Here is a 14,849-nt window from a genome sequence, read left to right on the forward strand (position 1 = left end):
GAAGTCCACCCCGGCTCGGTCCACGCCTGCCCCGACCACGCCTCGACCGACGGCCTTCGACAGCGCTGCCGCCATGGCCACGGTGCGCCACCTGGCCGGCCTCGGGCCTCGTGAGGCGACCAGTACGACGTACGCGCAGGCGCTGACCTGGCTCGAGCAGCAGTTCCGTGCCGCCGGCTACCAGACCCGCCGTCAGGCGCTCCGCGTCCCCGCAGGCGTCTCCTGGGGCGTCCCGGTGCGTGCGGGCACGACCTGGAACCTGATAGCCACCAAACCCGGCTTCAACCCCGCGGCACCGCACCGGATTGTGGGAGCCCATCTCGACACCGTCCCGCAAGCTCCCGGCGCCGAGGACAACGCCTCTGGCGTCTCGGTCCTACTCGGCACCGCCCAGCTCCCCCAGCGCCTCCCCAGCGTGTTCGTTGCCTTCGGCGCCGAAGAGCCGCGCGGCGCCGGCGACAACCGGCACCACTACGGCTCCCGCGCGTACGTCGCCTCGCAGCCGACGGCACAACGCGATGCGCTACGCGGCATGGTCTCGCTCGACCGTGTGGGCGTCGGAACCGTCGTACCGATCTGCTCTGCCCAGGCGAACGACCTGGCACTGCGCAACGAGCTCCGGGCGGTTGCGGCTCGCGCAGGCGTACAGAGCAGGACCTGCGTGAACCGGTCGAGTGACCACTGGTCCTTCGTCCGCTCCGGCCTACCAGGCGTCCGTCTCGGCAGCACGCCGTACGCCGAGTACCACAGTGCGCGCGACCTGCCGCGAGTCGTGTCACCGGCTCAGCTCGGCCGGATGGGTCGCGTGGTCGGCGCTTGGCTCGCCAGCTAGCGGATGTCGGCCAGTTAGCGGATGTCGGCCAGGATCTGCTCGGCCCTCGTGCCCGTCACCACGCGCGGGCTGAAGTCGGTCCCGATGACGTACGGCGTGAGCCGGGCAGCCTTGAGGGTCTTGCCCCAGTAGGTGAGCTCCAGCAGGACCCCCTCCTGTGTCTGCTGGGAGAAGTCCATGTCGAACACCAGATTCCCCAGTGAGTGCGCCACCACCTTGCCCGGCGGGAACAGCACGCTCTGCACCCAGTGCGGATGCCCACCGATCACCAGGTCGGCCCCAGCCCTGGTGAGCGCGGCTGCGACGGTGTGCTGCGCCGGCACGGGTGTGTGCGTGTACTGCTGCCCCCAGTGCGGCAGTACGACGACCACGTCGACCGCTGACTTCAGCGTCTGGATGGCGCGGGTCACCGTGGCGAGGTCTGTGGTGTTGAGCGGTCCAGTCCGTGGCGGCATACCCAGGCTGAACGCGCCGGGAGTGGTCGCCGTCGCCCGCGGAGTCTCGCCGATCGCGTTGAACGCCAGAAAGCCGAAGCGCACACCGTCGCGCTCGACGATTGCGGGTCGGGCGGCCTCGGTGAGGTTGCCACCGGCCCCTACCGGTTGAATCCCGCCTGCTCGCACCAGGCGGACCGTGTCGAGCAGGGCACGCTGCTGGAAGTCGCCGGTGTGGTTGTTCGCCAGCGAGAGTACGTCGACGCCGGCGTCACGTAGTCCGGCCACGACACCGGGTGGTGCGGCAAAGGAGTCGCCGCCTTGTTGGGGCGCACCGGCTCGGGACAGCGTGCTCTCGAGGTTCAGCACGGTCAGGTCCGCGGCTGCCAGGCGGGGACCGATCGCGCGCAGCGGTCTGGAGACGTCACCGCTCCTCGCGGCGGCGGTCGCTACCCGGCGGCCGAGCATCACGTCGCCGCCGACGGTCAGGTCGATCACGGGAGCGGTGGGTTGTGGTCCGGGCGTTCGCAACGGGTAGCGCGCTGGGTCCTTGAACGGGTCGATTCCGGCGACGGTGAGCGGGCGAATGGAGGGTCCGGCTGCGGAGGCGGGGACCAGGGCCAGGGTGTTGGTCGAACGCTGGGCCTGGCGAAGTGAACCGACTTGGAAGCCTCGCCAGGATCTGAGGGTTCCGCGGACGATCGAGCGAGCGGTGGTCACGTCGATGTTCTGGGCGGCTCTGGTGGGATGGATCGCCAGGACCAGCGGCTGGGTCGTGGCCGGGGTCGTTGCGCTCGGCGACGGCTTCGCCGTGCCGGCTGAAGGAGTGCTGGCTGAAGGAGTGCCGGCCGAAGGTGTGCTGGCTGAAGGGGTGCCGGCGGATGGGGTGTCGGCGGAGCGGGACGTCGTACCGGGTGAGGGCGCGGCGTTGTCGGAGCAGGCGACCAGGACGGCCGCCGCGAGAGCAGCCAGCGGGACCCGCCACCGCACGGCCATATCGCCACGGTAACCGGCTATTCCAATTCTGCTGCCCGGTAAGGCGGTTGCGGAATTGGGGGGTGCTTACTAGCAGACTTTGACGTCCTCCCCGCCGTCAACGAGGATTTCAGCCCAGCTACGCGGAGGTAGTGAGTTGAGGTTCACGCTTCACAGACATCGGTGCAGGCATGTCTCGGCGCGCGCTGACCGCCCGTCCGGCGGCGATGTTGATAGCTGCATTCAGGTCGGCGTGGTCGCTGTGGCCGCAGGACTGGCACCGGAACGCTTGGTTCTCGCGGTTCCCAGGTGCACAGTGCCCGCAGCGCGAACACGTCTGACTTGTGTAGGCGGGGTTGATCCGCTGGACCCGGCCGGCGGCCTTGTGTTCGAGCCGCTGCACCAGCAGACCCCAGCCGTTGCTGAGGATGCCGCGGTTCAGCCCGCCCTTGGCGCGTCGCCGGTTCGGGAGGTAGCTGCCCGGCTTGGCGGGATCGGGCTTTGGTTTCGGCCGTCGCGTCATGTTCGTGACCCGGAGGTCTTCGACACGGATCAGGTCGAATCGGCGCGCGAGATCGGTGGAGGTCTTCTCGACCCAGTCCTTACGCCGGGCCGCTGCGCGGGCGTGGAGTTTCGCGATCGCGGCTTTGATGCGCTGCCTGCGATTCGAGCCGCGCTCCGCTCTGGCCAGCCGCCGCTGAAGTTGCACCAGTCGCCGCCGCTCGGACTCGGACAGTCCTGGGCAGTTGAGCAGTTCGCCGGTGGACAGCGCGGCGGACACCGCCACGCCACGGTCAACACCGACGACCGCGCCGTTGCCGGGCGCCGGGATCGGGTCCGATACGGCGGCGAACGCGATATGCCAGCGCCCCACGCGGTCACGGGTAATCCGGTACGACCTGGCCGCGGGCAGCGCGCGGCTTACCCGGAACCGCACCCAGCCGACCTTCGGCACCAGCACCCGTGCCCACTTACCGCTCACCTGCTCGACCCGGCCAGCCTGCGGGCCGACGATCCGAAACCCGTCGTGCTTACCGGCCTTGCGCCACGACGGGCGGCCGTGGCTACCGGCGAGGAAGTTGCGGCGTGCCTGGTCGAAATCCCGCAACGCCTGCTGCTGAACGGTTTGGGACCCAATACGCAGCCAGTCGAACACGGCACGCGCCTTGGTCAACTGGCGGCACTGCTCAACGAACCCCGGCGTGGGACCATTGTCACGCCTCCACATACCCCACTGTTCGACCGCCAGGTTCCACACATATCGGGCGTGCCCGCAATGTTCCAGCAACGCACTTTCCTGCGCCGAAGTCGGGACGAGGCGGAAGCGGGACATGCCTCCGATACAACCAGCCACCGCCGACAGTCTGGCGACCACTTTGAAGGGAGGGAGCCGCGGTTGCCCCCCGCCCTGACGGACGGCAATCCCCCGCGGCCTAGTTGATGATGTCCCAGGGAAGTCCGGAGCTGGTGCTGAAGCGGCGTCCGTTCGGATCCTGGCTGCTCGGTCCGGTCGACCAGAGCCCGCGGGTGCTGCGGTTCCGGCTCCGGGTCCTGATGATGACATTCTCGATCGGGAGCAATCTGATCGGCGCGGCGGTCGTGTTCGTGCTGGCGGTGTTCGTGCTGCCGGGTCCGCCGCTGGTCGATCAGTTGCAGACGCTCGAGGCGATCACCATCCCGGCGTACTTCCTGCTCGCGGTGGTGATCGGCTGCGTCTGGAGCACGCGACTGACCCGCCGGGTGACCCGGTGGGTGGACGAGGATCGGCCGGCCACCCGGAAGGACCAGATCGCCACGCTGCGGCTGCCGCTCCGGCTCACGCTGATCGAGGTCTTCCTGTGGCTGCTGGCGTGCGTGATCTTCACGGTGATGACGGTGGTGCTGCAGCCAGAGAACGCGCTGCGGATCGCGGTCACCATCTTCGACGGCGCGATCGTCACGTGTGCGGTGTCGTACCTGCTGACCGAGTTCGCGCTCCGACCGGTCGCCGCGCGGGCGCTGGCCGATTCACCGCCGCCCCGGCGACTCCTCTCGGCCGGGCTGAAGGCGCGCACCGTGTTCTTCTGGGCCGTCGGATCGGGTGTCCCGGTTGCCGGGTTGATGCTGGCCGCCGTCCTCGCGCTGATCGAGGGGGACGTCTCCCCCACCCGGCTCTCGGTGATGATCCTTGCCTTGGGCATGGTCGTGCTGCTGAACGGCTTGCTGCTCACCCTGCTGGCGGCCAAGTCGGTGGTCGCACCGGTCCGGTCGGTGCGGAACGCGCTGACGCTGATCGGAGAGGGGCAGCTGGACATTCGCATCCCGGTGTTCGACGGGACGGAGCTCGGGTCGTTGCAGGCCGGGTTCAACAAGATGGCCGAGGGGTTGCGCGAGCGCGAGCGGATCCGGGACGTCTTCGGACGGTACGTCGGTCCTGAGGTGGTGCAGGAGGCTTTGACCAGTGACCGGCTCGGCGGGGAGGAACGGTTCGCCGCCGTACTGTTCGTCGACCTGGTCGGATCCACCGAGCTCGCCGCGGACCGGCCCCCGACCGAGGTCGTCCAGCTGCTCAACCGGTTCTTCACGATCGTGGTCGACGAGGTGGTCCGCCAGGGCGGGTTCGTGAACAAGTTCGCCGGCGATGCCGCGCTGGCGGTGTTCGGCGCACCGGCCGAGTTGCCCGACGCGGCCGGGAGCGCGCTGCGAGCCGGACGCACACTGGCCCGCCGGCTGGCCGAGGAGTTGCCCGAGGCAACCGCCGGTATCGGGGTGACGGCAGGCATCGTGGTCGCCGGCACGGTGGGCGACGTGCGGCGCCACGAGTACACCGTGATCGGAGACCCGGTCAACGAGGCCGCCCGCCTGACCGAGCTCGCCAAGTCGACCCCAGGGCGCCTGATCGCGTCCATGACCGCGGTGGACGAGGCCGCGCCCGCCGAGGCCGCGCACTGGCACCCCGGCGACGAGGTCACCGTCCGAGGCCGCTCGGAGCCGACCCACCTAGCCGTCCCGCAGTGACCGTTTCTCCTCGATCAACTGGTGCAGCAGGGCGGCGCCGTACAGCATCGACTTGGTGCGCTGGTCGTGGGCGGCCCGGCGTTCGGCGATCGCGGCCCGCAACGCCTCAGTGCTTCCGGTACGGCGTAATCCCTCGATCACCGGCTTGATCTGCTCGAAGTAGTACCGCCCCTGCCGCAGCATGTGGATGATCCGCGCGTCCCGCACCTGCTCCGGCCCGTACCGCCGGTACTTCGTCCCCGGCTCCCGCGCCGGCGACAGCAATCCGGCCGCCTCCCAGACACGCAGGGCCGACGTACGGATCCCCAACTGGTGCGCCAACTCCCCGACCAGCAACGACGGACCCGACACCGGCGGCTCGTCGAGGAACTCGGCAGCCGCTGCCCCCAGCGCCTCACTGGCCGCATCCGTCGCCAACCGCTGTTGATGCAGCCCCGCATGCGACGCGTCCACCAGTCGGTAGGCCAGCGCCTCATTGCCGGCGTGCACCGCCTGCATGATCTCCGTGGCGACTTCAGCCCCGAAGCCCGGTGCGAGAGCTCGGTAGGTCAGCAGAGCTGACAGGTGTTCGTCGCCGTACTGCCGATACCCGCTCTCGGACCGCGGCGCCGGCGGCAGGATCCCCGCCGCCTCGTAGTTGCGCACCAGTTGCGTCGAGATCCCGGCCCGCCGGGCCAGATCCACCGGCCGCAATCCCACGCCGTACCTCCATCTCGAGACTCTGACTCCGGTAAGCCTCCCATTCAAACGGGCAGGAGACCGAGAGCTTTGGCGCGGGTCGCGGCGTCGCGGCGGGTCTTGGCGTCGAGTTTGTCCAGGATCGCGGCGACGTGGGTGTCCACCGTGCGCACGGACAGCACCAGGCGGGCGGCGATCTCGGCGTTCGTCAGTCCCTCGCCCAGCAACCGGACGACGTCGGTCTGCCGCTCGGTGAGTCCGGCAGGATTGTCTCGCGTCGACTGGACCCGACCGCGGGGAATGCGGTGGACCCCGAGCTCTCTCAGTCGGAGTCGTACGCGGCGCGCGAGCGGCTCGGCGCCCAGGCCGTCGAGGGTGTTGAGTGCCGACAGCAAGTCTTCCGCGTCGCTGCTCTGGGCGAGCGCAAGCGCGTACTCGTACGGGCAGCCGGCTTTCCGCCAGACCTCGGCCGCCTGCTTCCACTCTCCTGCCGCCAGCAGGCTGTACGGGTTGTCGGACTCCTTCAGAGGCACGTCCTGGCCGGCGACCCGCATCCAGTACCCCAGTGCGGACGTCGCGGAGTCCCGGCCGAACCGGTGTACCTCGTCGTACACCGGTTCGACGAGAGGTACGACGCTAGAGACGTCCTCGCGCAACCAGGCTGCCTCGAGCAGCGCGACCGCCGCCGGGCCGACGCGTTGGGCCTCACCGAGACGTTGTGCGAGCTCCCAGGCCTCGTCCAGCATCCCGTCGTCGTCGAGTCCTCGCCTGGCCCGCGCAGTACCCGCAACAACGAGCGCAGGGCAGCGCGTGATCACTTCGGTGTCGCCCGCGCACGCGGCCTCCCGCTCAGCCTCGTCCCATCGCCCCTGCGCCAAGTACACCATGCTGCGCGTGACTTGGAGATAACGCAGGAACCCGTGGAACTCGGCATCGCCGGCCAGGCAGATCGCGTCTTCGAGCAGGTGCTCGGCCTCAGCGAACGCCACCACGTCCAGCAGGTGCCAGACGATGTTCACGTACGCACGGCAGGCATGTTCGAACTCATGGGCGGCAAGGGCAACGGTGAGGCTCTCCTCCAGGATCCTCTGTCCCTCCGGCTGGCCGTCGTCCCACAGCGACGTACCGACGTTGTTCAAGGCATGGGACAACAGGCCCGCGTCGCCGACGTCCCGCGCCATCGCGACGGCTCGCAGCCCGATGTTGACGCTTTCGGTCCGCCGCCCGGCCAGCATGTACAACTGCGACTGGTTGCTCAGGGCAAGCGCCAGCGCCCGCCGGTCCCCCGCGTGCTCGAGAACGTCCATCGCCTCCGTACCGCTGAGCTCGGCGCTCGCCCGGTCGCCTGACCACCACTGCATCCGGGACAGCCACCGCAGGCTCAGCCCCAGGGTCCGCGGATCGCCGAGCGCGCGACGCAGCCCGACGGCCTCCTCCTCGGCCTGTACGGCGAGAACGGCGGAACCGACCGTGTAGCACTCGACGGCATGCCCGTCCAGGAGCTCCGCCTGTTCGGCCAACGAGAACGCCTCCCGGCGGTCGAGCACCAACTGGTAGTGCGCCACCGCCTCCCGATGCGACCCGGCCGCGGCAGCCTCCCGCGCGGCCGCCGGGCCATGGGCGACGATCACGTCGGTGGCGCCGGCCTCGGCCGCATGGTGGACGATGCGCGACAGGTCGCACTCGTCGAGATGATCGAGGAGAGCCGCCAGCACCGCCTGGTTGCAGAACACCCGGCGAGCGGTTGGCATCGAGTCCGCGACCGCGCGGCGGGCCAACTCGTGCGTGAACCCGGCACCCTCCGGAGAAACGATCAGCACGCCGCGCCGCTCGGCCGCCGCAAGCGATGCGAGTCCGCCTGGAACCACCGCCTCGACCAACCAGCGTTCCGCCCCGGACGGGATGACGGACAGCAACTCCAGCGCATCCCGGGTTGGGCCGTCGAGGCCGGCCAACCGGGCGCCGACCGCCTCCGCGACAGTGTCCGGCACTCCGTCCAGATCACCGGAGGCGAAGATCTCGGTGACGAAGAACGGATTGCCGGCCGTCACCGCGTAGATCCGCTCGGTGTCCATCCCGGTGTGTGCGCCGAGCCGGTCCACGGCGCGAGCCGACAGCCGCGCCGGCCGCAGCCGTCGCAGTCGTGGCGTGCCCGCTGCGAGCCCGAGCAACTGCTGGAGTGGGTGGTCCCTGGTCAGCTCCACGTCCCGATACGACAGCACGAGTACGGCGGGCAGGCTCGCGATCCGCCGTACCAGGAAGCGCAGTACGTCGAGAGTCGCTTCATCGGCCCAATGGATGTCCTCGACCACGAGGACGGTCGGGTCCTCGGGCCGGTCCAGCTCGGCCCTGAGGGCGTCGCTCACCTCGGTCCGGTCGCCGGACTCGAGTGCCTTGGTGAGCGTGCCGCCCACGCTGCCCACCAGATCCCGGAGCGGCCCGAGTACGCGCGGTGTCGCGAGGTCGTCGCAGTAGCCGACCAGCAGGCGGGTCCCGTCCGGCAGTACCGAGGGCAGCGCACCGATCAGACTTGTCTTGCCGATCCCGGCCTCCCCCGCGATCAGTACGACGGAGCCGTCGCCCACCTTGGCCTCCGCAACGGCCGCCGCGAGCTCCGCCAGCTCCCGCTCACGTTCGAGCATGCAATCCACCCCCACCCGATTGTGCACCCGACCTCGGTAGCGCAATGCCCCGATCTAGGTAGTCGCGACGGATCCGGCGAGGTAGGGCGCGGTCCTACAAAGGACGCATGCAGTCTTTGAACCGCCGCCACGACGTGGTCGTCGTCGGCGCCCGAGCCGCCGGAGCAGCCACCGCGCTCCTGCTCGCCAGGCACGGACACGATGTCGTCCTGGTCGACCGGGACGAGTTCCCGTCAGACACTCTGTCGACGCATCAACTCGCCCGGCCCGGGGTCGTGCAGTTGCAGCGCTGGGGCTTGCTGGACGCCGTCCTGGACAGCGGAGCGCCGGCCATCCGGCAGGTCACCTTCACTGCCGAGGGTCAGTCGATCACCCGGCCGGTGAGGGACAGCGCCGGGGTCGACCTGCTGCTCGCGCCGCGCCGGCACATCCTCGACACGCTCGTGGCCGAGGCCGCAGCGGACGCTGGGGTCGAGCTGCGGTTCGGAGTCACGATCGACGGTGTCCAGATCGATCAAGCCGGGCGCGCGACCGGTGTCCACGGGCACAATCGGGCCGGCGCGCCCGTGGAGCTGAAGGCCCGGTTCGTCGTGGGAGCGGATGGACTCGGCTCCCGCATCGCCCGCGCGGTGGGTGCGGAGATCATCGAAGACCGTGGCGCCTGGGGCGCGGCGCAGTACGCGTACTACGACCGGCTGCCGTGGGACGGCATCGAACTGATCGCCACCGACCGGGCGCTCACCGGAGTGTTCCCGACCCATGACGGGGCGGCGTGCATCTGGATCTGCAGCCCGATCGCGGATGCCCACCGGGCACGCCGTCGGGCGGCATCACGGGAGGACGCCTTCACGTCGTACCTGGGGCTCGTCGCCCCGGAGCTGGCCGAGCGCCTGCAGGCAGGACGTCGTACGTCGCCGGTCACCGGCATGCTGCGTGCTCCGAACTTCATCCGGCGGGCTCACGGACCGGGTTGGGCCTTGGTCGGGGATGCCGGGTACCACCGGGATCCGGTCACCGGGCACGGGATGTCCGACGCGTACCGCGATGCCGAACTGCTGGCCTCTGCGCTCCACGTCGCGCTCCGCGGCGATGTCGACGCGCTGTCCGGCTACCAGGAGCAGCGGGATCGCGCCCTGCGGCCGGTCTTCGAACTGACCGTCGCCCTGGCCGGTTATCCGCCGGTCGCCGAGTTCGTCGCCCTGCAGAAGGAACTCGGGCGCACACTCGACGCAGAGGCTTCCGAGCTGGCCGCCTGGCCACCACTGTCCAGCAGCTATCTCGCGGCTGTCTGAGCACACCAGAAGGAGAGTCATCATGACCACCACCGACGAGTCGACCCGCAACGGCGTCGACACCGCGACCCTGTTCGCCACCCTCGACGCGGTCAAGGCCGCGCCCGAGGCGGCCCGGTTCCAGTTCCGGGCCGGCAACCAGTGGCTGAGCGGCACCCACAACCGCAGCACGATCCACGGGTACTTCGGGGTCGGCGAGGAACGCGCGCACGAGCGGACGTTCCACTTCGACGCCGACCACCCCGCCGTACTCGTGGGACGCGACAACGGCCCGACCCCGGTCGAGTACGTACTGCACGCCTTGGCCGCCTGCCTGACCGCCGGACTCGCCAACATCGCCGCCGCCCGCGGCATCCGGCTCACCGAGGTGCACTCGACCGTTGCCGGCGACATCGACCTCAACGGCATCCTCGGCCTCGACCCGGGCGTCCGCAACGGCTACGAGCACATCGCCGTCCGGTTCACCGTCAAGGGCGACGCCCCGGCGGAGAAACTGCGCGAACTGGTCGCCCAGTCCCAGGCCCGGTCGGCCGTCTTCGACATCATCACCAATCAGGTGCCGGTCACGATCGAGGTCGATACCGAATGACCGTGCCAGAGGAGAGAACGCGTCCGGTCGTCGAGGACCTGGGGACCGTCCTCGGTGTCTGGGCCCATCCCGACGACGAGGCCTACCTGTCCGCCGGCCTGATGGGCGCCCTGCGCGACGCCGGACACCGGGTCGTCGTGGCGACAGCGACGTACGGCGAACAGGGCACGGCTGAGGTATCACTGCCGCCCGACGAGCTCGCCGCGGTGCGGGAGGACGAGATGCGGACCAGCCTCGCGATGGTCGGCGTGGTGGAGCATCGCTGGCTCGGGTACCGCGACGGGGCGTGTGCCGACGCAAACGGAGGGGTTGCGTCGGTCGCGCAGTTGATCGCGGACATCCAGCCGGACACGATCCTGACCTTCGGGCCGGACGGGATGACCGGCCATGCCGATCATCGCGCCGTGTCGGCGTGGACGACCGCGGCGTGGCAGCAGTCCGGTGCTCGGGCGCGGCTGTTGTACGCCACGCTCACGCCGGGATTCCATGAGGAGTGGGGTGCTCTCAACGACCGCCTCGGGTTGTGGATGTACGGCAGCCCTCCGGTGACACCCGACGAGCAGTTGGCGCTGTACGTCGTACTCACCGGGGCCGACCTCGATCGCAAGATCGGCGCCGTCCTGGCGCATGTCTCGCAGACCACCGGCCTGATGACCGCGGTCGGGGCGGAGACGTTCCGCCGCTGGTGGTCCGCCGAGGCCTTCGTCGCCGCCGATTCGTTGCCCGACGCAACAGAGCTGACAGTGGCGGAGTCGGAGCCGGAGGCCACCGGCGGTGCCGGATGACGCCGGCGGTCGGGAGCACCGCCCGGCGGACGCGGACCGTGTCCCGGCGCGACATCGAGCTCTTCACGGAGCTCACCGGGGATCGCAATCCCCTGCACTACGACGAGGAACTCGCGGCCGGCACCCGCTTCGGCGGGCTGATCGTGCAGGGCGGGGTGACATCCGGCCTGCTCAACGCCGTCGTCGCCGAGGACCTGCCCGGCCCCGGCAGTGTCTTCCTCCGGGTGGCCTGGGAGTTCCTGGCCCCGGTCCGGCCCGGTGACGAGATCACCGCCGAGGTCGAGGTGCTCGAAGTCCACACCACCAAACCGGTTTTCCGGATCCGTACGACGATCACCAACGGCGACGCCGTCGTCGTGCTCGACGGTGATGCGCACGTGTACCAGGTGCCTGTCGGCGCCGGATCCGGTCCTGACCTCGGTGCGACCGCATCGAGGAACGATCGAGAGACAGGAGTTGTGCCGTGAAGGCATTCCCAGGGATCACCCACGTGGCCGTGACCGTGGCGGACCTCGAGCTCAGCGTCCCGTGGTACTCACACCTGTTCGCCAGCGAACCCGTCCTCGATGAGGACACCGGGCCGTTCAGACATGTGGTGTACGCGATCGAAGGTGGTCAGCTGTTCGGGCTGCACGCGTTCCCCGACGGTGAGTGGGCGAGCGAGTTCAGCCCGCGCCGCCCAGGGCTCGACCACGTCGCGTTCACCTGTGCGGACCGCGCCGAACTCACCCGCTGGCAGGACCGGCTCGACGAGCTGGGCGTCAAACACGGCGGCATCGTCGACGCCCACTACGGCTCCGGACTGTCCTTCAAGGACCCCGACGGCATCGCCCTCGAGTTCTTCGCCCCACCCGCCGCCTGAACCTCACGCCGGGCCGCCCCACCCGGCACCCCAAGCACCCCACCTCCCGGGCCCCCACAGCCCGGCCTCCCAGCCGATCCGGGCACCCCACAGCCCGGCACCCCCCAGGCACACAACCGCACCGGCCCGAGGTCCAACCGCCGGCGACCCGGCCTCACCGACCACCGCGCGCCGCCCCCACCCGCGCCAGCGACTCGCTCCACCAACCACCAGCGCCGGCAGGCTGCCCCTACCGACCGCCGGCGACGTCGACCGTGGAGCCGGTCATGTACGACGAGCGGTCGGAGGCGAGGAACGCGATGACCTCGGCGACCTCCTCGGCCTTACCCGGACGACCGAGTGGAGGTGTGGTCCCGATCCGCTCCAGCCGGCCTTCCTCATGGATATCGGTCTCGATCAGCCCCGGACGCACACCGAGAACCCGGACGCCCTCTTTCGACACCTCGTTCGCCAGACCAACGGTGAGCGCATCCACAGCGGCCTTGCTCGCCGCGTAGTCGACGTACTCACCGGCCGACCCGAGCACAGCCGCCCGTGACGACACGTTGACGAGCACTCCACCGGATCCGCCGTACGCCGTGGACATCCGCCGTACCGCGGCGCCGGCGACCAGGATCGCGCTGATCGAGTTGATCCGGAACACCCGCTCCAGCCGCTCGGCGTCGTACTCGGCGACCCGGCCGGACGGCGAGACCACGCCGGCATTGTTGATCACGGCACCGAGCGGTCCGAGTTCGGCGGCGACCGTGTCGAAGAGCCGCTCGATCTGGTCCGCCTCGGTCACGTCGGCCTGGACCGCGATCGCCCGCCGGCCCAGCTCCTCGCACGACTTCACGACGCGGGCCGCCTCGTCCGCGCGCGTCCGGTAGTTCACGCCGACATCCCACCCGTCGGCGGCCAGTGCGACCGCTGCGGCGGCCCCGATCCCACGACTCCCACCGGTGATCAGTGCGACCCCACGCCGTACGTCAGTCAAAGTCATGTCCCTACCCTGCCACGCCGTCAGGACCGATCAGGACGGCGGCAGGGAGAGCTGCAACTGGGTCTCCGTGTCGTGGAATCCGAGCGCCCGGTAGAGCCGGATCGCGAGGTACTCAGGATCCGCCACCATCACCAGCGTCTTCGCACCACCTTCAGTGAGCCCGTACGTCGACGCGCGGTGGACCAGCGTGCTCGCGATCCCCTTGTTGCGGTCGTCCGGATGCGTCTGCACGTTCTGGAACCGGGCCAGCCCCTTGCCGTCGAACATCAACCCGAGCGAACTCTGCAGCCGCTCCCCCTCGAACGCGCCGAACCACTTCCCGTGCCCCGCGTCCACCAGCGCTCGCCGCGACGCGAGCTTGCGCCGGGTGAACAGGATGTAGCCCTCGTCGACCTCCATCGGGGCAGTCGCCAGACTGAGCTGCATCAACTGCTCCCAGTCGTCGTCACTGCTCAGGTACCGGTACGTCGACTCATCGTTCGGACGGCTCGGCGGGACGACTTCACTCGTCGTCATCACCACGTCCCGAGCCACCTCGATCCCGGCCGCGACCAGCTCGTCCTCCGCGCCGACCTCGCCGTCCACACTGTCGATACCCAGGGCGACATGGCCGGCAGCCGGAAACTCCGCGTGGAACGCGGCCAGCCGGGCCGGTAGCTCGCCCGGCGCGAACGGCGTCCGGAACAGCAGGAAGTTCCCCCACCAGAAGCCCGGGTTGGCCGGCGTGCGCACCACGACGTACTCGCCGCGGTCGGTGAGCTCGCTCCCGCTGAGCTTCAGCAACAGCAGGTCGGTCCGGAATCCGAGGCTCTCGATCTCCACTCGCCCATCCTCCAATCCGCGTCAACCGGATTCCCCCGCCGTCCTCCTTGACATGCAGCCGCGCGGCTGCCTATTGTGATCAGGCAGCCAAGCGGCTGCATATAGGCGATCGGAGAGCGATGGACGACGAGGTGTTCCGTGCGCTGGCCGACCCGAGCCGGCGGCAGCTGCTCGACAGGCTGAACGCGGACAACGGCCAGACCCTGCGCGAGTTGTGCGCCGGCCTGGACATGGCGCGGCAGTCGGTGAGCAAGCATCTCGCCGTCCTGGAGAGCGCCAATCTCGTCACCACCGTCTGGCGCGGCCGGGAGAAGCTGCACTACCTCAACGCCGAGCCGATCAATGCCATCGCCGACCGCTGGATCAACCAGTACGACCGTCGGCGGGTGGAACTGTTCGCCGATCTCAAGACGGTTCTGGAGGCCGAGACCATGAGTGACAACGACTTCGTCTACACCACGTACATCAAGACCACGCCGGAGCGGCTCTGGCAGGCTCTGACCGACCCGAAGTTCACCGAGCAGTACTGGGGTGAGCGATTCGAGACCGACTGGAAGGTCGACTCCGAGATGGTCTGGCACCACGGTGACGTCGCGATGGCCGGGCCGGGTCAGGTCGTCCTCGAGCACGACCCGTACCGCCGGCTGGCCTACGCCTGGCACCACATCACCCCGGAGTTCGCGCGGGCCGTCGAGATGTCCGACGAGCTCTTCGAGAAGACCAGTCGCGAACCGCTGTCGAAGGCGAGCTTCGACCTCGAGCCGGTCGGCGACCAGGTCAAGCTCACCGTCGTCCACTCCGGCTTCGAACCGGGCAGCGCGATCCGCGAAATGGTCAGCGAGGGCTGGGTCCAACTGATCGCCGACCTCAAGTCCTTCGTCGAGTCCACCCCCGAACTCGCCGCCACGAAGTAGACGCCGCCTGAGGCACCCGAGGTAACCGGCAAGAGCCGCGACGGC

The 14,849-nt window shown here is 69.6% G+C and carries 14 protein-coding genes; 8 read left to right on the top strand and 6 right to left on the bottom strand.

All coding sequences use genetic code 11. The features are described from left to right. The first annotated feature begins 73 nt into the window (after positions 1–73). The gene (locus tag ACGFIF_RS09550; RefSeq protein ID WP_393153264.1) at positions 74–832 is read left to right on the top strand and encodes a M28 family metallopeptidase; all 759 of its coding nucleotides are present in this window, start codon (positions 74–76) and stop codon (positions 830–832) included. A gap of 14 nt (positions 833–846) precedes the next feature. Here ACGFIF_RS09550 and ACGFIF_RS09555 read toward each other — a convergent pair whose 3' ends face one another. Beyond that, positions 847–2,262, bottom strand: a complete 1,416-nt coding sequence (locus ACGFIF_RS09555; protein WP_393153266.1) for a CapA family protein — start codon at positions 2,260–2,262, stop codon at positions 847–849. A gap of 118 nt (positions 2,263–2,380) precedes the next feature. Further along, on the bottom strand, positions 2,381–3,574 hold the full coding sequence (locus tag ACGFIF_RS09560; RefSeq protein WP_393153268.1) for an RNA-guided endonuclease InsQ/TnpB family protein: 1,194 nt from the start codon (positions 3,572–3,574) through the stop codon (positions 2,381–2,383). A gap of 134 nt (positions 3,575–3,708) precedes the next feature. On the opposite strand from ACGFIF_RS09560, the gene ACGFIF_RS09565 reads away from it, so the two are divergent. Continuing rightward, positions 3,709–5,238 carry an adenylate/guanylate cyclase domain-containing protein gene (locus tag ACGFIF_RS09565; protein WP_393153270.1) on the top strand — a complete coding sequence of 510 codons (1,530 nt, stop codon included), beginning with the start codon at positions 3,709–3,711 and terminating at the stop codon, positions 5,236–5,238. Here ACGFIF_RS09565 and ACGFIF_RS09570 read toward each other — a convergent pair. Together ACGFIF_RS09570 and ACGFIF_RS09575 are read right to left on the bottom strand one after the other, a co-directional pair. Then, entirely contained in the window at positions 5,221–5,937 is a 717-nt protein-coding gene (locus ACGFIF_RS09570; RefSeq protein WP_393153272.1) for a MerR family transcriptional regulator, read from the bottom strand. The genes ACGFIF_RS09565 and ACGFIF_RS09570 overlap by 18 nt on opposite strands. A gap of 44 nt (positions 5,938–5,981) precedes the next feature. Then, positions 5,982–8,558, bottom strand: a complete 2,577-nt coding sequence (locus ACGFIF_RS09575) for an ATP-binding protein (protein ID WP_393153274.1) — start codon at positions 8,556–8,558, stop codon at positions 5,982–5,984. Between the two features lie 107 nt (positions 8,559–8,665). Between ACGFIF_RS09575 and ACGFIF_RS09580 the strand changes: the two genes are divergently transcribed. Genes ACGFIF_RS09580 through ACGFIF_RS09600 form a run of 5 tightly spaced genes read left to right on the top strand, consistent with a single transcriptional unit; the run spans position 8,666 to position 12,086 of the window. After that, a complete protein-coding gene (locus ACGFIF_RS09580) occupies positions 8,666–9,850 on the top strand; it encodes an NAD(P)/FAD-dependent oxidoreductase (RefSeq protein ID WP_393153276.1) in 1,185 nt (394 codons plus the stop codon). Positions 9,851–9,872: 22 nt separating this feature from the next. Continuing rightward, complete coding sequence (locus ACGFIF_RS09585; RefSeq protein WP_393153278.1) at positions 9,873–10,439, top strand: OsmC family protein; 567 nt, start codon at positions 9,873–9,875, stop codon at positions 10,437–10,439. A gap of 2 nt (positions 10,440–10,441) precedes the next feature. Then, positions 10,442–11,224 carry a PIG-L deacetylase family protein gene (locus tag ACGFIF_RS09590; RefSeq protein ID WP_393153280.1) on the top strand — a complete coding sequence of 261 codons (783 nt, stop codon included), beginning with the start codon at positions 10,442–10,444 and terminating at the stop codon, positions 11,222–11,224. Next, positions 11,221–11,691 carry a MaoC family dehydratase gene (locus ACGFIF_RS09595; RefSeq protein ID WP_393153282.1) on the top strand — a complete coding sequence of 157 codons (471 nt, stop codon included), beginning with the start codon at positions 11,221–11,223 and terminating at the stop codon, positions 11,689–11,691. The genes ACGFIF_RS09590 and ACGFIF_RS09595 overlap by 4 nt, the downstream gene beginning before the upstream one ends. Further along, positions 11,688–12,086 carry a VOC family protein gene (locus ACGFIF_RS09600; RefSeq protein WP_393153284.1) on the top strand — a complete coding sequence of 133 codons (399 nt, stop codon included), beginning with the start codon at positions 11,688–11,690 and terminating at the stop codon, positions 12,084–12,086. The genes ACGFIF_RS09595 and ACGFIF_RS09600 overlap by 4 nt, the downstream gene beginning before the upstream one ends. 229 nt (positions 12,087–12,315) lie before the next feature. Here the strand turns inward: ACGFIF_RS09600 and ACGFIF_RS09605 are convergent, their stop codons facing one another. Continuing rightward, positions 12,316–13,068, bottom strand: a complete 753-nt coding sequence (locus ACGFIF_RS09605; RefSeq protein WP_393153286.1) for an SDR family oxidoreductase — start codon at positions 13,066–13,068, stop codon at positions 12,316–12,318. Positions 13,069–13,098: 30 nt separating this feature from the next. Next, positions 13,099–13,890 (bottom strand): GNAT family N-acetyltransferase, encoded by a 792-nt coding sequence (locus tag ACGFIF_RS09610; protein WP_393153288.1) that lies wholly within the window; start codon positions 13,888–13,890, stop codon positions 13,099–13,101. 119 nt (positions 13,891–14,009) lie between these two features. Here ACGFIF_RS09610 and ACGFIF_RS09615 point away from each other — a divergent pair, with 119 nt between their 5' ends. After that, on the top strand, positions 14,010–14,804 hold the full coding sequence (locus tag ACGFIF_RS09615; RefSeq protein WP_393153290.1) for an ArsR/SmtB family transcription factor: 795 nt from the start codon (positions 14,010–14,012) through the stop codon (positions 14,802–14,804). Positions 14,805–14,849: the final 45 nt, after the last annotated feature.

Source organism: Kribbella sp. NPDC049174 (genome assembly GCF_043197365.1).
Taxonomy (GTDB): Bacteria; Actinomycetota; Actinomycetes; order Propionibacteriales; family Kribbellaceae; genus Kribbella.